At 41.6% G+C, this 24,406-nt stretch carries 16 protein-coding genes; 7 read left to right on the top strand and 9 right to left on the bottom strand.

Features of this window, described 5'->3' with window-relative positions:
- Nucleotides 1-2 precede the first annotated feature (2 nt).
- The 6 genes from sprA to PLZ15_08275 form a co-directional block, all read right to left on the bottom strand.
- The gene (gene sprA / locus PLZ15_08300; GenBank protein ID HOI29751.1) at nucleotides 3-6,863 is read right to left on the bottom strand and encodes a cell surface protein SprA; all 6,861 of its coding nucleotides are present in this window, start codon (nucleotides 6,861-6,863) and stop codon (nucleotides 3-5) included.
- Nucleotides 6,864-7,043: 180 nt separating this feature from the next.
- The gene (locus PLZ15_08295; GenBank protein HOI29750.1) at nucleotides 7,044-7,733 is read right to left on the bottom strand and encodes a metallophosphoesterase family protein; all 690 of its coding nucleotides are present in this window, start codon (nucleotides 7,731-7,733) and stop codon (nucleotides 7,044-7,046) included.
- 10 nt (nucleotides 7,734-7,743) lie between these two features.
- Nucleotides 7,744-9,096: an acetyl-CoA hydrolase/transferase C-terminal domain-containing protein gene (locus tag PLZ15_08290; protein HOI29749.1), complete on the bottom strand. Its 1,353-nt coding sequence runs from the start codon at nucleotides 9,094-9,096 to the stop codon at nucleotides 7,744-7,746.
- A gap of 15 nt (nucleotides 9,097-9,111) precedes the next feature.
- Nucleotides 9,112-10,233, bottom strand: a complete 1,122-nt coding sequence (ald, locus tag PLZ15_08285) for an alanine dehydrogenase (GenBank protein HOI29748.1) — start codon at nucleotides 10,231-10,233, stop codon at nucleotides 9,112-9,114.
- Between the two features lie 59 nt (nucleotides 10,234-10,292).
- On the bottom strand, nucleotides 10,293-11,249 hold the full coding sequence (locus tag PLZ15_08280; GenBank protein ID HOI29747.1) for a D-glycerate dehydrogenase: 957 nt from the start codon (nucleotides 11,247-11,249) through the stop codon (nucleotides 10,293-10,295).
- Between the two features lie 3 nt (nucleotides 11,250-11,252).
- Nucleotides 11,253-12,860 carry a nucleoside recognition domain-containing protein gene (locus tag PLZ15_08275; protein HOI29746.1) on the bottom strand — a complete coding sequence of 536 codons (1,608 nt, stop codon included), beginning with the start codon at nucleotides 12,858-12,860 and terminating at the stop codon, nucleotides 11,253-11,255.
- 101 nt (nucleotides 12,861-12,961) lie between these two features.
- On the opposite strand from PLZ15_08275, the gene PLZ15_08270 reads away from it, so the two are divergent.
- From PLZ15_08270 to PLZ15_08240, 7 genes are all read left to right on the top strand, one after another.
- Nucleotides 12,962-13,723 (top strand): carbon-nitrogen family hydrolase, encoded by a 762-nt coding sequence (locus tag PLZ15_08270; protein HOI29745.1) that lies wholly within the window; start codon nucleotides 12,962-12,964, stop codon nucleotides 13,721-13,723.
- 440 nt (nucleotides 13,724-14,163) lie between these two features.
- Complete coding sequence (locus PLZ15_08265; GenBank protein ID HOI29744.1) at nucleotides 14,164-15,129, top strand: integron integrase; 966 nt, start codon at nucleotides 14,164-14,166, stop codon at nucleotides 15,127-15,129.
- A 209-nt stretch (nucleotides 15,130-15,338) separates the two neighbouring features.
- The gene (locus PLZ15_08260) at nucleotides 15,339-16,121 is read left to right on the top strand and encodes a hypothetical protein (protein ID HOI29743.1); all 783 of its coding nucleotides are present in this window, start codon (nucleotides 15,339-15,341) and stop codon (nucleotides 16,119-16,121) included.
- Nucleotides 16,122-16,380: 259 nt separating this feature from the next.
- Nucleotides 16,381-17,667, top strand: a complete 1,287-nt coding sequence (locus tag PLZ15_08255; GenBank protein ID HOI29742.1) for a DNA methyltransferase — start codon at nucleotides 16,381-16,383, stop codon at nucleotides 17,665-17,667.
- Nucleotides 17,668-17,669: 2 nt separating this feature from the next.
- Nucleotides 17,670-18,383 carry an MjaI family restriction endonuclease gene (locus tag PLZ15_08250; GenBank protein HOI29741.1) on the top strand — a complete coding sequence of 238 codons (714 nt, stop codon included), beginning with the start codon at nucleotides 17,670-17,672 and terminating at the stop codon, nucleotides 18,381-18,383.
- 224 nt (nucleotides 18,384-18,607) lie between these two features.
- A complete protein-coding gene (locus tag PLZ15_08245) occupies nucleotides 18,608-19,162 on the top strand; it encodes a sulfur transferase domain-containing protein (protein ID HOI29740.1) in 555 nt (184 codons plus the stop codon).
- 24 nt (nucleotides 19,163-19,186) lie between these two features.
- Nucleotides 19,187-19,453, top strand: coding sequence for a DUF2164 domain-containing protein (locus PLZ15_08240; GenBank protein ID HOI29739.1), 267 nt, complete (start codon nucleotides 19,187-19,189; stop codon nucleotides 19,451-19,453).
- A 70-nt stretch (nucleotides 19,454-19,523) separates the two neighbouring features.
- On the opposite strand, the gene PLZ15_08235 is transcribed toward PLZ15_08240, so the two are convergent.
- The 3 genes from PLZ15_08235 to PLZ15_08225 form a co-directional block, all read right to left on the bottom strand.
- Complete coding sequence (locus PLZ15_08235; GenBank protein ID HOI29738.1) at nucleotides 19,524-20,765, bottom strand: NAD(P)/FAD-dependent oxidoreductase; 1,242 nt, start codon at nucleotides 20,763-20,765, stop codon at nucleotides 19,524-19,526.
- A gap of 74 nt (nucleotides 20,766-20,839) precedes the next feature.
- The gene (locus PLZ15_08230; GenBank protein HOI29737.1) at nucleotides 20,840-23,422 is read right to left on the bottom strand and encodes a putative LPS assembly protein LptD; all 2,583 of its coding nucleotides are present in this window, start codon (nucleotides 23,420-23,422) and stop codon (nucleotides 20,840-20,842) included.
- Between the two features lie 24 nt (nucleotides 23,423-23,446).
- The gene (locus PLZ15_08225) at nucleotides 23,447-24,403 is read right to left on the bottom strand and encodes an ROK family protein (protein ID HOI29736.1); all 957 of its coding nucleotides are present in this window, start codon (nucleotides 24,401-24,403) and stop codon (nucleotides 23,447-23,449) included.
- Nucleotides 24,404-24,406 lie beyond the last annotated feature (3 nt).

The raw sequence follows: 24,406 nt of genomic DNA, 5'->3' as shown, positions 1-24,406 counted from the left end.
TTTTACTGAATGGCTATATGAACATCAATTCCCGCTTCATTTGTAACCGTAGGGGGAATTCTGGAAGCACCTTCTGGTTCTATACTTGTTCTTCGGTAAAATATTGAAAGTGTAACTCTTGAACTCATAACGTATTTAATTTTGGGTTCAATAGTAGTATTGGTTTTACCTTCCTGAGGTTTTCCTTCCTCTTTGAAATCGTCCATTTCATAGATAAGACTGGAAGTTTTTCCGCTGGTATAAGAGAATGAAATTTCGAGATCGTTCTTTAATGAGATACCGAAAAGGGGAAGTTCGAAGCCTGATTTGCTGTAGCTGGCGGATATGTTTATGTCGCGTGTAAACGCTTCCGTAATATTTCTGGTAGAAGCACCGAGACTGTATGTTGATTTGGATGAGAACCTGACCGTGCTTTGGAAGTTACCTCCGAGAAAATCGTCGAACTGCATATTAAGACCGATAAGCGGCTGGAACCCGTAATCAATTTTCTGCGATTGAACTTCCTGGAGTCCGTCAGGATTGATTTTCCAGCCTTCGCTGTAGTTGGAAACATAAGTGTGCTGAATAGAAACTTTCTTAGCAAAGCTGAGGAATTCATAACGTTCAAGACCGGACCAGCTGAAACTCCAGTTCGGCCGCGGAATATATTTCGCAAGCTGCGATAATACCGGAATTTTGGAAAGTATCGAGATGGTCTCAAATCCTTCCTGGAATGCTTTGGATAAGCTCGCGTTTGGATTATCCGAATTCTTATCGTAGAGTTCACTCACCTTCTTCATACCGTTACCCAGGAATGAGAAGATAAGTGTAGGTGGCAATGTTAAGAATGAACGGTCGATTGTACCCGTAGATACAAGATTATTTATTGTTACATTTCCTTCAGGGTCGGTCTGAAGCGACGTATTTTTATTCAAGCCCCAGCCGATTTTCCAGTTTAGATCGAGTTGAGCGCCTTCCCACAATGGACGGGATGTTTTAAAATCAAGATTATTGTTATGAGAATAACTGTCCGATAGATTACCCATCGGAGCTCTTTTGCCGATATCATTCGAAAGTCCGAGCATAAATAATCTTGACGGACCTTTGGAAGCAGATTGCTTAACTCCCCAGAAATTATTGAATCCGGTTCCTTCGCCTGCAAGTCCTCCGCCGGAATAAGAACTGTTCTGCGAAAAGTTGATCGATATCTGGTCATAATCGAGGAGAAGCCATTTTACAGCCAGTTTCAGAAGTTCGAGACTCTTATCAAGAGTGCCCGGTGTATCAACTTCTTCCATCTCTTCTTCTTCAGTTAACAAAGAATCCTTCACGGCAACAGAATCAACAGCTACATTGATTGAATCGGTTAACTCTTTTTTTACATCAGGCTGTGCAACCTGAGCAGGAGTAGATCTCTGCTGACTCCTTCTTCCGCCTCTTCCGCCCTCCTGCCTTTGCGGTGTCTGCTGAACAGGTGTTGCTTCCTGAAACAGAGGAGCAAAAATAGATTTCAGTCTGATATTAAAACCCGCGGAGATTCTGTTCGAATACCCGGCGCTTCTGCCAAGTTCTGCCTGCTGGAAATTATTCTGCCAGTTATAGGAAACACCGTAGGATGCAGTCAGGTTTATATACCGACTGAGATCCCAGATAGAAGGAAGTTTTGGGTTCGCTCTAAGGTCAAAATTCTGTTTGTAATTGAAATCTCTTCCGAAGAAAGTGCCGCCAAAAATATCCCGCCAGATCTCGCTTTCAGACCTTTCATTTTCATCCTGGACAAGAAGGAAGGCGAGCGTTGAAGAGATGTCGAAATTGTAAGTCAATGTAAGATTCAGGAATCCGCCTTCGGTAAATGCCCATGTGAATCCAGCGCCTCTCGTAGATGTAAAATCCCTGGTAATATTCGGTTTGGTTGCAAGAAGCCGGTTTTGTGTAAAGCTTCTCTTCCTGCTCGCCGTCATAGAAGCGCTTAATGTCTGAGGAGCAAAATAAACTTTAACATCTTTGTAATCGGTAAATATCCCGATTAAATCCCCTATAATCGGGATGTCGAGCGGTTTGAAGTAGAGGTCGCGGCTGAATGCCACTGAATAATTCGCATTCGCGTTCCAGATCCAGCTGTTTGATGATTCCACAGTTGGAGACCTGCCTGCAGTTTTATTATAGTTGAAACCAAAACTGAGATTATTGATTATATCATCTATATACCATTTATCGGTAGGAATCTTTAACCGGATATTGGAGATTGTAAATGTTTCCGTTACAGCAATTGTCTGGCTCTCTCTCTTCAGGTTTTCGACTGCGCTGTTAATGTCTTCTTCGGCAACATTCTGGTCTATAAGAGATTTACGCAATTCATTCTGTGCTTCCTCAACTTTAATATCTGTTCCCGGAACGAAAACCGGATTGGTAGATTGTTCCTGCCGGTTATATGTAACTCTCAAATTACTGCCCGGCATATTAAATGGCAGCAGTTTAAGAACATCGATATCTGCCGCAAGTCCCCAGCTCAGATTATCCTGCCTGGTTCCGAACCGGTCCGCAAGTTTGTGGAAGTACGGATTGGTCTGATTGATATTGAAAGTAACCTTTGCAAGATCCGCAAGTGTTAATGACGATGAGGCGCTGTATGCCCAGCCGGGAGTATCGTCGGCTTCGAGGACGCGTAATTCGTTTATCCAAACGCTTCCGGAGACCCGCCTTCCTACTGTACCTTTTCCGGAAGGATTAAGAATTCCGATTGTAAAAAATGTAATTCTGGTAAGCGTCGGATTTCCGAGAACACCGTAGAGATGTCCTTCTTTTCCTTCAACCGGTACGCGGTAGACAGTTTTAATATTTGTAGTATCACGTCTTTGTTTAATTGCAGTCAATTCGGAAAAGATAAGACTTACTTCGTTCCAGCCGCCTCTAACAGGCTGACGGTACTCATAATAATTAAGAGAGTCGGAACCGAAGCGCATATAGACTTCCGATGAATAATCGGAAGGATCATTGTAATACGAAACGGAATTCTGACTTAAACTATCCTTATCCCCGTGAATAAATAATTTCATTTCCTTATAATTAAATACGTCGAGCGGCCTGTAGAGGTAACGGACAATCTCACGTTTGTCGCCGTCTTCAAGATTTTTAAGAAGCAGATTCAGCGCCTGTTCATTTTTGAAAATTTCGTAATCGGGCTTGGAACGGTCTCTTTCCCTGAATACTCCCGGGGGAGAATCATACTCCGGATTTTCCTCAATGCTGATTGTTGATACAGTAAGAACTTCGTCATCGATGGTAACTCTGTTATCCAGAACTTTCTGCCATTGATTTCCAACAAGATTCATTTCGGCGAAGCGCAGATGAACATCCTGTTCGGCTCCTGAGAACCAGAACCTTATAAACTCAACTACTGAAAAGCTCGGACTTCCTTCCTTCAAAATAAAATCCTTTAAAGGAATCTTGAACAGATACCAGCCGTTATCGCCGGCCCCCTGAATAAACTGGTTTACGGACCTGTTAGTATCAATCGGTACTTCATACCTGAAATAACTGTTCACCAGATCGAGAGTAAAATTACGGTTAAGGTCTTCAGAATCCGGAAGGCGGCCCTGATCAATCGATTGAGCGTTCCTCTCCGTTCCGTTAACACGCGAATAATCAGCATTGGATGTAAGCTGGAATGTATAATTATCACCGCTCGGATCGGGATTTGTAACAGAATTATAGCCCGGTTCCTCAAAATCGTTTAATCCGTCTATACCCGTATCCTCACCCTCGTCAACAAGGTCATTCAGATTCTTATCCTCTGTATCGAGCCGGTTGTTCGGGATAACATCTTCACTAATCTGTCCAAGATCAATATTCAGTTTAAGATTCGAAGGAGCTCTTACAATCTGAACCCAGAATTCGATGAACTCAATATTCTCTTCAATAAGATTATTAGCCGTTGAAGAAAGAACTTTCATCATACCTCCCCAGTTCCTCGACTTATCGGCAAGATCCGGAGACCAGTTATATGTTCCCTTTTCGGCCGGGAGATATTTATAATCGAGGACGGTAATGAACTGATCCTCCGGTGATGCCTGCTTACGGTCTCCGTAAATCTGTTTAACGGTTACATCCGACGGGGTCACATTATACCAGTAGGATTTAGCTTTATAATTCATCTGAACATTCAGTGAGAGGCCGCCTATGAAAGGCAGTTTTGTTGGAACGCTTAAATCCCGCCATGAATTATACGGCATACCCAAAGGAATAATTCTTTTTGCCCCTTCAAAATCATCTACATAAGCAATACTTCTACCGTTATCGCTCGAGATAGTACTTTTCTTTGTATTAGGATCGGGACTCATATAAGCGTATTCCGCATTCAAAGTAAACATGGAAGGTGCGCTCGTGGAGATCACCTGATCCAGTGCTTTAGTAACAAAAGGAAGATTTAATCTTGTATTGAAGTCCACACCTAGTATCGAGTTGTTAAGAGGTTCCTCGCCTATCCGGACCTTGTCGCTCAGTGTCTGCTGATTCAAATTAAGGTAAGAGAAACCGAGCGTGGTTTCCCGGCTTATATCGAGAAGGCCGCGCAGACCGAGCAGAGTTTTGGAGGCAAGCTGGAAAAGATCGTTCTGTTCAAAAGTAATTCTAAGGTCCGCGCCCGGTACAAGCGCTTCATCCTTACGGATTATAATCTGGCCGAGATTATAATCGACAGTATAATCGATTCCCTCTTTCAATTCATTTCCGCCGAGCATAACTCTTACGGAATTTTCAACAACATTAAATCCGAGATTATAAACCGATGAGACTGATGCGGAATACTCGCCTGATAGAATAAATTTATCTTTTGCCCTGTCCTGCTTCGCAAAAGTAACGGTTGTATCATAGATCGCGTCGTATCTGAGTTCCGGTCCGAGCTGCGCGGGGAAATCATCTCCGAACGGCTGAAGTACCGGGAATACAATTTCTCCCGTACTCGGAAAAACTGTCCTGTTGGGGAAATAATCGAAAGTTGCGTCCGGTTGAGTTGATGTTCCGCTTTTATCCGTCTTATCGAGGCCGAAGACCTGGAGAAGTTTATTGCCTGCAATTTCGTTCTGCGGTTCACCGCCTTCGATCTGATATTTTATATCGAATAAAAATCCTTCGTCCTTAATATCTCTACCGCCAACGGGATAAATATTTCTAAGCTGGAGTTTCCATGCATCTCTGAACTGCGGTTGAAGGTTCGGCGGTTTGATCAATCTTAGAACAATTCTAGCTGTTGAATCGGCACCAACATCCTGAATGAATTCTCCGTAGTAGATATCATCATCGGGTGAGGAAGTAGGCCCTTCAAGCCGGAACGCTGCGGCTACAGCATCCTGGTCCTGAATTTGAGTTTTGAAACTTATAAATCCTGTCTCGGCATGAATCTCGTAATCGATGCCCTGCTGCAGAAGGAGGAACCGTCTGTCGATCTCCCTGGTTCCGGGAACCGATTGAAGCGTGCTGTCCCTCAGATCGTTATATAACTGGTTCCTGTTCCTTTTACGAAGATCAATATATGCGTTGGCTTTACGTTCATTCGGATTTACCAGACCGGTAATAGTTTTCCAAACCTGAATATCTTTAACACGTAATGAGTCGACGATCTGCGGAACCGGATTGCTGAAATAATTTTTGAATATGGCAAGATTCGGATCCGCGTACACAGGATGGAGGAAGAAATGATTCGGTGAATAGTCGTATGCCCGGATTTCAAATTTCTGCGCTTTAGCGCCGCCGCTTATCGATACTTCCTGAACTTCACCTTTCTTCTGGGAAGCGAGGGCCGTTAAGCTGAAAGGGCCCATCTTCATCATGGCTTTAACGCCGAACAATGCTTCGCTTCCCCCGATTAAAGGAGATGTCTGAAGCGAAACGTTTCCGGCTTCGATACTCTGAATTATTTCATCATCGTAACCGGTATATTTTATTTTCAGCTGATTCTCGTACTGGAACTGTCTTTCTGTATTCCAGTCAGCGGAGATTGTAAGTTTATCCCCGATAGTACCGCTTAAATTTATCTGGACCTGCTGTTTGAAATCGGGTTCGTTACGTGTATTCCCGAGAGCCGATGTAGTAATACCCGTAGTGGTTTCATTACGCCATGCGCCGTGAATATCAACAGCGCCGGCAATTTTCAGATTAATCTTAGGCGGACCGAAAATACTAAGGAACGACGCGCTAGGAAGAGGGATTTCTATGTTAGTAATATCTGTAAGGAGCTGACTGAGATCTTTTTTATCTTCTTTGAGTTTGTATTCGTATCCCTTGTCTTCCCATAATTTCCGGTTGATCGCTTCCAGCCTCAACTCTATATATTCTTCCAGCGGAAGTTCAAGAATAGGGCGAAGCACATTACCGCCGATCTCCTCTTTAATAATAACTTTTGTACCCGTCGGATCCAGCTGGGCAAGTCTGGTAATTGTCCCCTGAGAAGGTCTTAATAAAAGTGACGATTCCTTCCTTTCGCGGAAACGGGTAGTATATTGATCCTGCCGGACATAACGGAAATGCTGCAGCCTTGCAGTTGAATCCTGCATAAGTGAATCAACTATTCTGAGAGAATCCTGGCGGGCTAGTAATTTAATTGAATCGCTCTTTGAAAGTTTAACAACGAGTGAATCCGGCGTGAGTATTGAATCTTTTTTAATTGTGGTATCGGGACTGGAGAAATAATGACCGGAAACAGGAGATTGATCCGGTAAGCTTTCAGAATTCTTATGGAAAGGAAGCTCTAATTGCTGTTCAAGGCGGTTCATCTCCATCAAAAGGGATAGAGAGGAATCGAAGAAAAACTGTTTACCTTCCCTGGTATTTCCCTGATGGGTGAATCCGAAAGAGAAAATAACTGCAGCAACAAAAAAGGGAAGCAAAAATAATTTGATTCCCAACTTCGAAGTATTTTCTGGCACGGAAAAGATAGTAGACCTTTTAATTATTCGCATTAACTAAAGTAAAAAGTAATCGATCGAACCTCCTTTAATTTTTGCGACTCAAAAATTACTAAAAATTTACTTTAATGCAATCCTTAAAAAAAAATTCTAGGTGCATTTTTAAATGATATCATTTAAGTGTGTTTTTTCTTCAATTGTCTCTATGATGTTGCTTTCGTGAACAATTACGGCGGATAACTTATTGCCTACACATGCTCCTGTATCCAGATATAACGCATTCGATTCTTCAACCAGAGTGATATCCTGCTGCTTTGTGTGTCCGACTATCTGAAGTTTACCCAGGTTCAATAAAGCGTCCCTAGTCCACATTATTCCCCTGTCGGTCTTTAAATCATTCCTTATAAATGAATCGAGTGAATCTAAATTATTCCTGAAATCTTTGGGAAGCAGATTTTCATATAGGACCGAAATGCCGGCATGACAGATAAAACAATCTTTCAGATTATAATAGAGGGGAGCACTCTTGATAAATTCAAGATGATGGAACATTTCATCCTGATGGTTTTCATAGGATTCCAGCGTTGTCTCGTTGCCATTGAAAAACCAGGAACGGGCAAAGACGCTGGAGGGATCTTTAAAAAAATGCAAAAACATATAATCGTGATTACCCGGCGCAAAGATAATTTTATTATCAATAATAAATTTTACAACCTCGAAACTGTGATTACCGCGGTCCACAAGGTCGCCGACAGTATAAATACTAATTCCGGGATAACCCTTAACTATTTTTTTATACAGCTCTTCGAGAGTATAGAAGCAGCCGTGTATATCTCCGATAACCGCTACCATAGAAACTCTTCTAAATGTAATAAACTTTTTTTGCGTATTCTGTTAATTGATCTCTGAACACGGGATGAGAAACTGCAATCAGCGATCTTACCCTTTCCTGAATCGTTTTACCGAACAGGTCAGCTACTCCGTATTCCGTGACTACATAATGGACATCGCCGCGCGAGGTTACAACACCGGCACCCGGTTTGAGAGTCGGAACGATTTTCGAAAATTTCAGATCCTTTGTTGCCGAAGGGAGAGCTATAATCGGTTTGCCTCCTTCTGAATGAGCCGCGCCTCTCACAAAATCGACCTGCCCGCCGATGCCGCTGTAGAATCTGGTTCCGATTGAATCCGAACAAACCTGGCCTGTTAAATCGATTTCGATCGCGGAGTTAATGGCAACCATCTTATTATTCTTTGAGATAAGGAAAGGATCATTTACATATTCCTGGGGATGGAACTCAAAAATCGGATTGTTGTCAATAAAATCATAAGAGCGTTTAGTACCGAGCACAAATCCCGCAATTATTTTACCCTGGTGCAGAGTCTTCTTTTCACCGTTTACAACACCTTCCTGAACGAGTTCGATAAGTCCGTCGCTGAACATCTCCGTATGAACACCGAGATCGTTTTTATCATGAAGATATTTCAGTACTGCATCCGGAATAGCACCGATTCCCATTTGAAGAGTTGAACCGTCTTCAATCATTCCGGCAATATGACTTCCGATCTGGTCGTAAATTTTTAACATTTCAGGAGTTGCATCAGGGTCAATTTGAGGGAGTTCGAGAAGCGGTTTGTCCGCTTCAACTATATAATCAATCTTATTGATATGAATAAAACTGTTTCCGAGTCCGCGCGGCATCTGCTTGTTAACCATAGCAATAATGCACTTCGATTTCTCCGCCGGGGTTTTAATATTTCCCACATCAATTCCGTAACTGCAGAATCCGTGTTCATCGGGCGGTGATACATGAATCAAAGCAACATCCGCCTGTAAAACTCCTCTCTTAAAAAGCATAGTAACTTCGGAAAGGAAGATCGGAATAAACTCTGCACGGCCTTCATTTACAGCACTTCGTGTATTGCCCCCGATAAAAAAAGCTTTATGACGAAAATGCTTTTCCATACCCGGTTTTACATACGGAAGGTCGCCAACTACAAGGATGTGATAAATCTCTACATTACTCAGTTCTTCTTTACGCAGTACCATTGCATTAATTAAATCAAGCGGCGCGGCGCATCCGGGCTGCACAACAACCTTATCATTCGATTTAATTACTTTAACCGCTTCTTCAGCCGAAACAAGTTTAGAATTATATTTCTTCACCCATGGTCCACTAACCGGCTTATCGATTTTGATCTGATCAAGTGTCATCTTTTAAATCTCTTCTTAATTTTTTGAAAAAATATGGAGCCGTCTATATTCTATATTGAATGCTTCCGCGATACTTTCATTTGTACAGAAACCGTTGTAAGTACAAACTCCTTTGGCAAGTCCCGTATCGCCCAGGAGTGCCTGCGATAAACCGTGTCCGGCAATCTCATCCACATATTCGAGCGCCGCATTTGTCAATCCGTAACTTGCGGTACGGCAGACCAGAGCCGGCATATTCGGAACACAGTAATGAATTACATTATGCATGTTGAATACCGGATCGGAGATTGTTGTAGGACGGCTGGTCTCGATGCATCCGCCCTGATCGATAGAGACATCAACAATAACCGCCCCCTTTTTCATTGTCTTTACCATCTGTTCTGTAACTAGATGAGGAGTCTTCTCGGCTTTGATCTGAATAGCGCCGATGAAAAGATCGGCAAACTTGCAGCCGCGCGCAATTGTAAACGGATTGGCCGCAACGGTGCTGATATTTTTAGAAATATCTGTATTGATTCTTCTCAATCTTCTCATGTCGTTATCAATAACGATCACGTGAGCGCCTCTTGTATAAGCGGCGCGCGCAGCATTAAATCCGACGACGCCTGCGCCAAGAATAACAACCGCGGCCGGAGCCACTCCCGCTATTCCGCCCATCAGTATTCCGCGTCCGATCGGCGAATCGCTTCCGAGATATTTCTCACCGACCTGAACTGCCAGCTGACCGGCTATTTCACTCATCGATTGAAGCACCGGGAGCTGATCCTCCTTTTCAATAAGCTCATAGGCAATAGCCGTCACTTTTTTCTGAAGGAGTTTTTCAATTACATTTTTTTTGCCTACTGCCAGATGAAGGAATGAAAAAAGAATCTGTTCATCCTGAAGAAGATCCACTTCATTATCCGTAAGCGGAGCGATTTTAACCACCATCTCGGAACGCTGATATACCTCTTCGGCGGTATAGACAATATTCGCGCCTACATTCCGGTATTCTTCATCAGTAAAATGACTCTCGAATCCTGCACCTGTTTCTAGAAAAACAGTATGTCCTGCTTTTACAAGAGCGTCGACTCCCGCTGGAACAATCGATACTCTTTTCTCTTCTCTGGCTGTTTCTTTTGGGATTCCAATTCGCATAGTGTTGTCTAATTTATTTTATGTAAAAATAGTTATTAAAAATTCTTTCTACAATTCATTTAAATCTGAACCGGTGTGACCGGTCTTTTGCCCGATAACAGATTTATCACATTTTTGGCGGCTAAAAGGGCCATTTTACTACGGGTTTCAACGGTAGCGCTTCCGATATGCGGCAGAAGAATAGCGTTATCAAGCCCGAAGAGTTCCGGATTCAACCGGGGCTCGTTTTCGTATACATCGAGTCCGGCTGCAAATATTTTTTTCCTCCTCAAAAGATCGATTAGAGCTTTTTCCTCAATCACTTCTCCGCGGGATGTATTCACGATTACAGCGGTCTTTTTCATCAGATTCAGATTCTTTTTATTCAGTATTTGAAATGTCTCTTTATTCAATGGAAGATGAACAGAAATGAAATCGGATTTTTTAAGAAGTGAATTGAGCGATACTCTTTTTGCACCTGTCTTTTTTTCAAATCCGGTTTTACGGTTCCGGTTATAGTAGATAATTTTTGTCTTGAAAGGTATGAGACGGTTTGCAACCTCCAGGCCTATTCTGCCGGCACCGATAATTCCCACCGTCTTTCCGGCCATCTCAATACCGAGGAGTAACTGCGGCATCCACGCTTTAAACTTCCCTTCCCTCGTATAAATATCCCCTTCCCTCAATCTCCTGGCGCATGCGAGTATCAGCGCTAACGTAAGATCCGCTGTAGCGTCGTCTAAAATTCCCGGAGTATTTGTTACGACAATTCCTTTCGACTTTGCATAGCCGACATCGATATTGTTGAAACCGACGGCAACATTCGCGATTATCCTGCACTTCCTAAAACTGTCGATTACTTCCTTATCAATACTGTTTGTGAGGAGGCAGATCAGCGCATCTGCGGACTTGGCCCTTTCAATCAATTCCTTTTTCGGAATAATTTTATTTTTCCGGTAGACGTCAACTTCAAATCCTTTTCTTCTCAGAATTTCCTCAACGTTTCCGGGCAGTTCCTGCGTTATAAATACTTTCATAGATTAACCGAATAATACTCCCACAATAAAAAGGGCTCCGAGAATTCCGGCGATATCGGCAAGTACACCGGCTGCAACTGCGTGCCGCGTCCTCTTAATATTAACAGTCCCGAAATAGAGAGCGAGCACATAAAAAGTTGTTTCGGTACTTCCCATAATAGTTGATACGAGTATTCCGATGAAAGAGTCCGCGCCGTGGACGGAAATAATTTCGGACATAATTCCGAGCGATCCGCTTCCGGACAGAGGACGCATCAAAGCCATCGGCAATGCCTCGGCGGGCATTCCGATCAGATTCGTTACAGGTGAGATGATGAGTATAAGAAGGTCCATCGCTCCCCCGGCTCTGAAAATTCCGATTGCAACAAGCATCGCAACTAGGTATGGAATAATCCTTACCGCGACATTGAATCCTTCCTTGGCTCCTTCTACAAATACTTCGTACAATTTTACTTTCTTTAACGCGCCGTAAAAGACGAACGAAATTATTATTAAAGGTATTGCTAAAAAAGAGATCCCCTGAACGATCGATTTGATGATATCCGTATCAACCATCGAAAAGAATCCGGTTACTATGGCGAGCAGAATTGCGGCGGCTGCGATAAAAAATCCGCCTATGAATTTTATATTCGACCTGAACCATTCTTTGAAATTATAACCGGGTATGGAGAATTTCTCCAGGATCTTTGCGGCGAGAATTCCTGTGAACGTCGCGCACGCGGCGCCGAAGAATGAAGTGCCGATTATTATCGCAGGATCGCTGCTTCCCGCAGAGGCTCTTACTGCAATAGCTGTAGCCGGAATGAGTGTAAGCCCCGCAGTATTGATCGCGAGGAAAGTGCACATAGCGTTGGTCGCGGTTCCTTTCTCCGGATTGAGCGAATCGAGTTCCTCCATCGCTTTTAAACCGAACGGTGTGGCAGCGTTGCCGAGTCCGAGCATGTTAGCCGATATATTCATAATCATCGATCCCATCGCGGGATGATCCTGGGGGACATCCGGAAATAAAAATTTTGTTACCGGCCTTAATCCCCTCGCGATTATTGAGATAAGTCCCGACTGTTCCGCAATTTTCATTATGCCGAGCCAGAGGGCCATAATACCGATCAGTCCGAGGGCGATCTTAACAGCGTTGGAAGCGTAATCGATAGCCGCGTTGGTTACCTCCCTCATACGCGAGAATGAAATCTCCTCGGGGTAGAATGAACCGGTGTAAAGGAGTGAATCGAGTTTCTGACGCAGCACAACTTTTCCCGATAGGTCGTTCTCCTTTCCTCCTACCTTAGCCATCTCTTTCCAGATGGAAGGAGTCCCGTCGCCCGCTTCGAAAAATGAAGTGAAATTCTTTTCGCCGGGATTATACTTTAGTCGTAAATTCTGAAAAATATCTGCCGGCTCCTTTACGTTATAAAAGTCGTTGAATACGGTGCTGCTTACCATCAGAGTAGCGTTGACCGATTTGGATGAATCGATTCTGGGCTGGTCGAATTTAATGAGCACATAGAGCTGTTCGCCGTTTCTGTATTTATTGGTCGCTTTATCGGAGAGATCGACCGTTACCGCCGTAACTATACCGAGCAGCAGCAGTGTGAACCAGATATAATTTAGCATTAAATCCCTGAAGGATGATTGAATTGCCGGAAAATTATTAAATTCTTTCCGCAAAAAAAATTTTTCTTGCAAAAGATCAATCTTAATTGACGGAGTGAAGCATGAAGGCCGGACTGGTTCAATACGACCCCGAATGGGAGAATCCCGAAAAGAATATTTTGAAGATCGAAAAGCTTACCGGTCAGCTAAATGAAAAGCCGGAACTGCTGATCTTCCCCGAAATGACGCTTACCGGATTTACAATGAACTCCGTAAAATTCGCGGAGGACCTCGACGGCGTCTCAACCCTGTTTTTTATGGACCTCTCACGCAAAATGAAATTAAACATCTTTGCAGGAATTATTGAGAAGAGCGAAGAAGGGATTTATAATTCGCTCGTTCATTTAGATGCGGACGGACTGATAGCCGCGAGATACAGGAAGATTCATCCATTCACATACGCCGGGGAAAGCGATAATTACAGAGCCGGGAAGGAAATTGTAATTACTAAGATCGGTACTCACAGGATCGGCCTGACGGTCTGCTACGATCTCAGATTCCCGGAGCTCTACAGGTTATACGGCAAGGAGCGCGTTGATATGATTGTTAATATTTCCAACTGGCCGGTCGCGAGGATCGACCACTGGAGGACGCTCCTTAAAGCCCGCGCGATTGAGAACCAGTGTTTTATGACCGGCGTAAACAGAGTTGGAAGCGACCCCGGCTTAAAGTATAACGGCTACAGTTCAGTATACGATCCGCTCGGTAAAGAACTTATTACTGCAGGCGAAGAGGAAAAGATAAGCGTGGTTGATCTCGATTTTGAAATGGTTAAGGAGACAAGGGAGAAGCTCCCCTTCCTGGAGGATATGAGGCTTATTTAGGATAATGTCATTCCGGGTTTGACCCGGAATCTGAACGTAAAAGAGTCCCGTGACGTGTAGATCCTGATTTTCATCAGGATGACAGGGCGCTTGTCATTCCGGGCCTGCCTGCGGTATGCAGGCTTGACCCGGAATCCGGTTGTATAATCATTTCTTAAGCTCAGATGCTGAATTAATCCTGATTTATTACAGGACAGGTTTCAGCATGACAGATTTCTATAACACACAGATTCTGTTTATCATTTTATTCTGCACCAATTCAACAATTAAACAGATTAACAAGAACTACGAACTAAGCACTACAAACCAAGCCTGCCCTGCGCTTCCGCCAGAGGCGGATAAATTTTGCGGGGAACCAAGTACTAAGAACCCCGAACTATTTTTATTGCTATTTTTAAATTGAAATTATAATTTGCATTCGTAATTAAGCCGGACGCTTAATGGAGTTAACGAGGGGAAAGCCGAAGCTTCTTGACCAGGTTAGATTATCATTAAGGTCAAAAAGGTACAGCAGAAAAACTGAAGAAGCATATTTAAAGTGGATAAAAGAATTTATCCTTTTCAACAATAAACGCCATCCTAACGAATTAGATAAAACCCACATCGAAAAATTTCTCAGCTGGTTAGCAGTTTCTAGAAAAGTTTCAGCATCCACGCAGGGACAGGCATTATGTGCGATTGTTTATTTATATAAGAATGTAATAGGTAAAGAGATCGGATGGCTTGAAGATATAACACGTTCTTCAATAAAACCAAAGCTCCCTGTAGTTTTTACAAAAGAAGAAGCTAAAAATGTAATTTCAAATACAAGTGGTGATATAAAGCTTATCTGTTCCCTTTTATACGGAGGCGGATTAAGATTAAACGAAGCATTAAGCCTAAGGATTAAGGATATTGATTTTGGTTTTAAGAGTCTTACAATCAGACAATCGAAAGGAGGGAAAGACAGGACGACCTTGCTTGCTGAATCAATAATACCCGAACTCAAAGAAAAAGTAGAACAAGTTAAACTTTTACATGAAGAAGATTTAAAGAATGGAAATGGAAAAACAATTTTACCCGATGCATTGGACAAAAAATATCCAAACGCTTCCAAGGATTTTAGCTGGCAATATTTATTTCCTGCAAATAAGTTTGTTTACACCAAAGAGATAGGATACAAATTCAGGTATCATGTTCATGATTCGACCATTCAGAAGGAGATAAAAAAAGCAATACGAAAAGCTGGGATTCATAAACCTGCTACTGCACATTCTTTCAGGCACAGTTTTGCAACACATCTCCTAGCTTCGGGATACGACATTAGGACAATTCAGGAATTATTAGGGCATAAATCACTCCGGACTACGATGATATATACACATATAATTGAGAATCTGCACGGAGTGAGGAGTCCATTAGATTAGATTATTATCAAGAAAAATAAATCGTGATAAAAACATTTACAAATGTATGTTATCAGGTAAGTTTTCTTTGTTTTTTGAAGTATTTCAATTAATTAAGTCGTGATAAACGACAGAGCATTTGGAATTTATCACGAAAAATTTTCGGCATTTCATCCAAATTAGGGATGGAAGTCATTCTTGATAAATATATGTTAGGCATCTAGGTGAAAATGGAAAAATTTTTACAAAAACCGGAAGATTTACTCAAGATAGAATATCATCCTATCTATACTAAAGATATTGAATCGATTTGGTGGGAAATTGTAAAACTAAATTCAACATTATTCGTCCTCAATAAAATTGTGAAGTTTAATTTCAAGTTTTTTGGTTCATATTTGACAAAGGATCATTTTTGGCAAATTCTACGTCAATCTCTCTATGAATCATGCTTGCTTAGCTTATGGAAGATAGATGTCGATAATACTTTTGACAAGGGGAAAACATTGAATCAGATTAAGAATGAAATCATAGGTAATTTAAAACTAGATGAAGATAGACTTCTATTCATTTCTGAGATCAAAAAAAATAACTATAGTAAAAATGTTTCTGAATTATCAGAGAAAGTAAGATTGCTTCGACATAACGCCGTTGCGCATTTGAATTTCGAAGGAATCCCTCGCCCATCCGAAAATGAAGAAACGAAAATTAGATTTGAAGAAATAGAATATTTTACTTCGCAGATTAACATACTTTTTGAATTCATTTGTTTTGGTAATGGTCATTTTGTAGTTCCACTAGAATATTATGAAGGCGACAGAGTTGATTCGAATCAAAAGCACATCACAGATATAGAAGAAATTCTGGATACTCTAGTTAAAGAAAGTAATGTTTTCAAAATGCCAATTGAAAGACCACAAGTATGGGAACACTATCATAAAAAGTTATCTGTTACAGAAGTGAACCTAATAAACAGTTATCGTGAAAAATTCAAGATGGAATTAATTAATGCCTAACCCGTTCTTCAAGGCCGACCGCTTTAAACGTTGCGGTATTTGTGTAATTAAAATATTTGGTTGCAAAAGTAAGTAGCTTTTTGAATGTAGTTAAGTAAACGAAGTAATTAACAAATTATTGGCGTTTGTTTTCCAAGGCTGCATGCTGTGTTGGGCGGCGGCTTAAAAACAACGCCGTTATATGCACAGATTAAATTCTAGACTTTGTGTCCAAGTTTTGGTATTTTATGAACAATATTTAGAAACTTATTGAGATAAAATGAAAACTAATCACTTGATAATAAATGGCGATTCTAGGGCGATGGGCGAACTAATTGATGAATCTGTTCATTTAGTAATCACATCTCCACCTTATTGGCAATTAAAAGACTACGGATCCAACGATCAAATTGGGTTTAATGACAGCTATGAGAGTTATATAAACAATCTGAATCTTGTCTGGAAAGAATCTTATCGTGTTCTTCATAAGGGATGCCGTTTATGTATCAATATTGGCGACCAATTTGCACGATCCGTTTACTATGGACGATACAAAGTAATCCCTATAAGAACTGAAATTATAAAATTCTGTGAGACAATCGGTTTTGATTATATGGGAGCTATTATTTGGCAAAAGGTTACAACCACAAATACAACTGGTGGTGCAACTGTTATGGGTTCCTTCCCTTATCCGCGCAATGGAATTCTAAAGTTAGATTACGAATTTATTCTCATTTTTAAAAAGATTGGCATTGCGCCAAAAGTGTCTAAAGAAAATAAAGAACTTTCTAAGATGACCACTGAAGAATGGAATTTATATTTTCAAGGTCATTGGAATTTTGGCGGTGCAAAACAAGATAGCCATATTGCAATGTTCCCAGAAGAACTTCCAAAACGACTTATTAAAATGTTTTCCTTTGTTGGAGATACAATTCTTGATCCATTTCTTGGTAGCGGAACTACTTCTTTAGCAGCTAAGAACTTAAACCGAAATTCTGTGGGTTATGAAATCAACTCAGAGTTTATCCCTAATATCAAAGAAAAATTGTCCTATGACGAAAACAAAATGTTTGAAGATCATTCGTATGAGTTTATCAACCAAGGAAATATTCAAATTGATTTCAAAAAAGAAATTAAAAATCACCCATACAAATTCATAGACCCTCATAAATTTGATAAAAAAATTGACGTTAAGAAACTTCAGTTTGGTTCAAAGCTCGATAATAATGGTAGCAAGAGGGAAGAGTATTATTCTGTTAAAGAAATAATTAGTCCGGAATTAATAAGACTAAATAATGATCTAATAATTAGATTAATTGGTATCAAAACTAAAAAAGAAGCGAATGGAGATGCAAAAGAATTCCTTTTGAAAAAAGCAAAAGGTCAAAAAGTATTTTTGAAGTATGATGAGCTAAAATACGATTCTGAAAACAGATTACTGTGTTATGTATATCTAAAGAATAAAACATTTCTTAATACACATCTTATAAAAAATAAACTTGTAGATATTGACATATCATATAATTACAAATTCCTCAATAAATTTATCGACCTACAAAAGGAGTGAATATGCCTGATAATTCTTCTGACAAATTAGCAAAAGCTTTTGGTAAAAAAGAAAAAGTATTGAATTTTACAAGTAATACTTATCATTTAACCCGACCCAAGAAAGTTGGTGCTGTAATGGAAATGATCAGAGAGTGCCAACCGACAGCATTTGAAGAATGGGAAAAATTCTACTTCGAGAAGGCATTCACAAAAACTAAAAAACCAATAAAAGTTACTAAGGAATCATTAGATGAACTTGGTGAACGATTATATGAAAAAATAACAGAGGTTGTAATACCTGAATGGAGTGAAGCATTTAAAAAAATTACTCTTCAAGACTGCATTGATTATATTTACGAAGTTACACTTGTTAGAACCTATAATGGATTTTTATTAGAAAAATCTGTCATCAATGATAATCTTGCAAAATTATTTCCAGATGTCGAATTTGAAGAATCTGATTCTGATTTAGATCATTCGGGCGATATTGATTATGTAGGAAAAGTCGGGGAATATGCTTTTGGAATTCAAATTAAACCAACTACTGCCCGATCCAATTTCGGGAATTATTCTATTTCAGATCGAATGAGTGCAAATTTCGAAGAATTTGAAGAAGAATACGGTGGGAAGGTATTTATTATTTTTTCAGCCAAAGTAGGTAATAAAAAGGAAATCTTAAACAAAGAAGTGATTGAAGAAATCAAAAAAGAAATTGAAAGATTAAAAAACCTATAAGTGCATATAACCCGCCAATCAAGCGGACGCCGTTTTCGCATTTGGCAATTTTATAATGATTGGCTTTGTAGTTCCGTGTAATGTTTCTTGTGCAAAGTTGTTCTGTTAAATAAAATTTTTAATAAATAATAATTTGTTGCACTATTCGGCATTCCTTTTCTGGGGCGCCGCTTATCGGCCACGCCGTTATATTCAGTTAGCAGTTAATAAGAAAGGATACAGCAATGTTATATAGATTAATTTCATATCTGTTAATTCTTTTTATCCCGGTACTTAATTCAGCCCAGGGTGAGTTTACATTTCCCCAAAAACTCGACTTAAGCGGATTCCAGGGGACAGTAGTAGAAACAGGCAATCTATTTATAAGCGGTCAGCCCGACAGCGCGGCATTTGTCCGGCTCAAGGAGAACGGCGTTACCACAGTAATCAATTTGAGAACACAGAGAGAGATGGATAACAAAAATTATGTCCCTTTCAATGAAAAAGAACTTGTTGAAACTCTCTGCATGAAATATATCCACATTCCTATAGGCGGGACGGAGACACCATACACACCGGAAGCGCTGGAGAATTTCGCCAAAGCTTTAGAAAGTGTAAAAGGGAAAGCATTAATTCACTGCACGGTTGCCTGGCGCGCGAGCCATATCTTTGCTGCTTATTTAATTAAGTACAAAGATTTCCCTGCTGCAAAAGCCATTGAGTATGCAAGGGGAATAAATTTCGGCGACCTGCCGATAGAAGGATTATTGAATCAGAAGCTCTTAATGGATATCAAATAAAAGTTTACCGGGCAGGATCAATTTATGTCAATCATCAGTTTTACGAAGCAGGAAAAAGAGGAATTAGTTTCGAAGATACAGGAGTACTTTGCGGACAAATTAGACCAGGAGCTCGGCCGGTTCGAAGCCGAGTTCCTGCTCAACTTTATTGCGGACGTGATAGGTCCCTACTTCTACAATAAAGGGATTCACGATTCCCAGGCAATGCTTCAAAAGAAAGTTGATGAGATAATAGAAGCGATCGATTCGTTGGAGAAACCGCTTAACATACGAAGGAAGCGGGAAGACTAATTTCTAGTTTTAAAATTTATTAATGTCTGCACCCGCATAGAGTTTTAGACCGTCCGGTCAATCAATTTAATTATAGTTCATGTTTCCGGGTTATCAGTCTAATGCCATTCCGGTTAGTAATATAGAGCCAGATCCATTCTACCAGGACTTTATAACGGTTCCGGAAGCTGATCAGGTAGAGGATGTGAATAAAGACCCACGAAAGCCACGCGAACAATCCGGAAGTTTTAAATCCGCTTATCTGCATAACAGCTTTAGCTTTTCCGATTGTTGCCATAATCCCTTTATCAAAATACTTGAAGCGCGGCCGCGCTTCTTTACCGATTCCTTTAGCGATGATCTTAGCGACGAACTTTCCCTGCTGAATTGCGACCGGCGCAATTGCCGGCAGAATCTTTTCATTCTCTTTAAACAAAGCGGCATCACCAATAACAAATATTTCCGGATGGTTTTTAATGCTGCAGTCATCTTCAACAATAACCCGTCCGGCCCTGTCGTATTCCGCATAAAGCTCTTTCAGAATTCCCGATACGCTATTCCCCGCCGCCCAGATAACATTATTAGTCTGTATCAATTCATCATTCAGGAAGACGCCGTTTTCATTTATCATTGTAACGGAACTGTTCAAAACAACTTTAACTCCGAGTTTTTCAATATCCTCTTTAGCTTTTCTGCTCAAATCCGGATCAAACTGGCTCAGAAGCCGTCCGGCCGCTTCCACAAGAATAACATTTGTCCTGGAGGTATCGATATTTCTAAAATCTTTCAGCATTGTATTGCGCGCAATTTCGGAGATGGCGCCGGCAAGTTCTACACCGGTAGGTCCGCCGCCGACAATAACAAACGTCAAATATTTTTCTATCAGGTCCGGGTCATTAAGGCGCTCCGCCTTTTCGAAGGCGAGAAGAATACTTTCGCGTATTTGAAGGGCGTCGTCCATAGTTTTTAATCCGGGAGCATAATTCTCCCATTCATCCTTACCGAAGTAAGAATGCCTCGATCCTATGGCAGCAATCAGATAATCGAATTCGAACTGATCATCATCCAGGATTACTTTGCGGTTGACAGTATCAATCCCTTTTACTTCGCCCATAATCACTTTAGCGTTTTTCTGATAGCGCAGTATCGACCTGATAGGCGCAGCAATATCAGCCGGCGATAATGCCGCCGTAGCAACCTGATAAAGTAACGGCTGGAATAAATGATGATTGGTTTTATCGATGAGTGTTATTTCAACATCGGCATTCTTCAGTGCTTTGGCGGCACTAAGTCCGCCGAAACCACCGCCGATAATTACTACTTTATTTCTCAAATCATTCTTTCTTTTTCTTACAAAACAAATCCGTAAAGGAGATCGTTTCATTCATCGGAATTAAATGCTTATCATCACCTTCTGCCGGAGTACAATCCTCTCGATTTGCTCACTTTAATATCCTGAAGCTCGGGGGCTTTCATCCGTATCTCGAACATGAATCCGCGGTATGTACCGATCGGGTTCCATGTAAAATTCATCTCCCAGCAGTGAAGGTCGCGGTAGATAGAAATCTGCGGCGTAATAATCTGCTTCTGCTCGAAATCGTAACTGCCTCTTACTGTGAACTTCCAGTTCTTCGTAAGACTGAATCCGAGGTCCGCGCTTAGATTCGAAAATGCAATCGACTGGTTCGGCGTTGTCTTTACAAGGTTATAATTATAGCTCAGGTTCAGATTCCAGGGTATTGAGAGGTCGGGCGATTCATTCTCGTCATAGAGCGTAATATAATCGGCTTTCTGGAACGCTCCGTAATCCTCGCCGGGCCGCTTGGGAGCGCTGTTTCTGTTTTGGTCCGCCTCGCCGATCAGATTTGTTGAAATAGAAAAATTAAAATTGGTAAGCCTGAATAATCCCTTCCCCGCCGACGCGAGAAAACGGTTTACCCTGAAATTCCCTTCGTAATCGTAAAATGTAAAAGTGGAGCTTCCGTCGAAACTGAGTATCTGCCCTATCTGCGTTCTGTAGCTTAGAGAGAGGTCGGATAATTTCATACTGTCGGCGGCAAAATTATAACCGATGCTCGCGTTGAGATTGAGGAGCTGAATCTTATTCGCCTCCGCATTCTTAGTTGTATCGTTCGGGTCCTTCATCGTCTTAATTTCAAATACGTTGCCGAGCGAGAAGCTGAGACTCTGTCTTTGACCGGCCATTGCGCCGCCGAAAATTTCGTTCTGGTATTTATCGTAATAAACAACTTCACCGTTCGACTTTGTATACGAATCGTAATATCCCCATGTGTTATCCGCAAAGTCCGGCTGGTATGAATATGAGATGGAAGGCATCAATGTATGACGGAAGGATTCTATCCCAAGCATATTCGGCTGCATAATGCCGTAAAGTTTGGTTGACGCTGAGACGCTCATATCGAAAGTCCGGACAAAATTAAGTTCTTTAAGATCGGACACAACGAGCGTATCGCGCTTATTCACTTTTCCAGTGACCGGATCAATATCCTCTATTACCCTGTTCTCAATTTTAGTTCTTTTGTTGTACCATTTCTCCTGGTATCCTATCCTCGGCGATACATTAAAGTAACCGATTTTGGGAGAAGCGTTGAAAGAAAGGTCGTGCTGAACCCCGCCGCGTATCTTCAGGTTCCCTTCCGTCTTTCTTCTTTCATTCCTGAACTGTCCGGAATAAGTATAGGCGATTAGCTCATACCACTTCTGATCTCCGATTGCTTCGGCTCCCTCTCTCTTGAATGGATATGTAATGTTTTTCGAGAAATAAATATTCGGAAGCGATTCGTAGATGTTTCCGGTAGAGAGGTTCTGAGTCCTGCTGTAATTGATAGAGAGACTGTTACCGGATTCGTCCCATCTCTTGCTGTATGTGGCGTTAGAAATAATATCCTGGGATAAAAGGTCGTTGTAGTTGATGCTGTTATTCCTGAAAAAGTTGGATGACTGAAATTGAAGATTAACATCGAGCCGTGATGTTGGATCGATCTGCTGGTTATGATAGAGTGAAAAATTCCAGTCGGTCTGTTCCTGTCTGCCCGGATCGGTCTCTTCGCCGAAAATAATTTTTGAGTAACCGGCATTGAATGATCCGGAAAAATCGTAACGCTTGGCGTATCTGAGCCGGCTCCTGAGTCCGTAGCCCCCTTTTGTAAAGTAATCGCCTGTAAGAGCGAGGTCGAAATAATCGCTTAGAGCAAAGAAGTATCCGAAATTCCTGAAGTACTGCCCGCGCCTGAATTCCTGTCCGAATGTAGGGATAATTATTCCGGACCGTCTTCCCGATTCATTCGGAATTACGGCGAACGGAAGCGGTATGGGGAAAGGGACTCCGCCGATATGCATGAAGATCCACTTGGCAATTATTTTATCCCGCTGAATAACTTTCATTTCACTCGCGGAGAAATAGGTATGGGGAGTGTCTTCTTCGCAGGTTGTAAAAATTCCGCTCTCGATGAAGTAGGTATCTTTATCAATCTTCTTTACTTTTTCCCCTTCGTAGCGGGATGTCTGTTCCTTGTTCTTTGCTAACGAGATAAATCCCTGCTGCGTTTTAAAATTATATTTGATTCTCGAACCTTCGTAAACATCACTCCCTTCAGTAAGGACGGGAGTCTGTTTCAATTTTACTTTGGCGGTATCTGAAGTATCGGTTATACCGAAAGCTTCTATTTCGTTTCTATCATAGTCGACGAATATTTTCCCGCTCTTAAGATCGGTCTGTTTGTATTTAAGGTCGCCGGAACCGTAGAGGAACATTTTTTTATTCCTGACATTATAGATCAGCGAATCCAGAGAGGATGCTGAAACGACTGCATCCACGTCGCTGTTTTTTTTAGTGCGGGTTGAATCCGAAGAGAGTGAATCAGCGGATGTAATTCCGAGTGAGTCGCTTAAGACCTTTGAGACGGTTGAATCCTTCTGCTGTGCAAAAAGGAGAACCGGGAGAAATAATATCGTTATAAATAATCTCATCGATCACGGTTTATGCTGAATTATTCAGGATTTATAGAATACAAGAGCCGACGCGCCTTTAATGCCCGCCTCATTTTTAAGCCGCGCGGGTAGAACAACAATTCTGCTCTGGAACGGTTTCATCACCCTGCTTTTAAGAGTTTCTGATACGGACGAGAAGAGCAGCTCGCCGAAGCCCGCAACACCGCCGCCGATAATGATTGTGGTTATGTCGAGAATGTTTACCGCGTTGCTCAGGCCGTACCCGAGTCTTTTACCGGTATCTACAATTACCGACTGCGCAAATTTATCGCCCGCTTCCGCAGCGTCGTGTATAATTTTAGGCGTTAGATAATCGAGATTGTTGCCGGCAAGTTTATGAATCTGCGACTGTTTATTCTGCTGAAGTTCGGTTTTAACCCGTTCTATCAGGTAGCTGTTGCCGATATAAGCTTCCACGCATCCGAATGAACCGCATTTGCACGGTACGCCGTTATAATCGATTGTTACGTGCCCGAGCTCTCCGGCGCCGCCTACTTCGCCGCGGTAGATTTTTTTATCGATTATAATTCCGCCGCCTACTCCGGTACCGAGAGTAATCATAATAAAGTTATTAAATCTTTTCCCCGCCCCGTAAATCAGTTCACCGATGGCCGCGGCGTTTGCATCGTTCTCGACAAAGACTTCAACCTTGAATTCCTTTTTAATGATATTACCGAGGTGCACTTTTTCCCAGCCCGGAAAGTTGGGCGGATTCTCAACCGTTCCCTTCTTAGTGCGGATTGTTCCGGGCGATCCGATTCCGATTCCGAGAATTTTATGGTTCCGTTTCTTTAAAATCTGCTTAACGCCTTTTATAATTTGTTCGACCACAGCTTCGGGTCCGTTGTGGGCCATGCTGTCGATCGATATCTTTTCTATTATCTTCCCTTTTTCATCAACGAGTCCGGCTTTTATTGATGTCCCGCCCAGGTCGACTCCGATTGCGTATTTCTTAGGCATGAA

Source organism: Melioribacteraceae bacterium (assembly GCA_035362835.1).
In the GTDB taxonomy this organism is placed as follows: domain Bacteria; phylum Bacteroidota; class Ignavibacteria; order Ignavibacteriales; family Melioribacteraceae; genus DSXH01.
The sequence above is the reverse complement of the archived record's forward strand: the minus strand, read 5'-3'. Positions and strand labels throughout refer to the sequence as shown.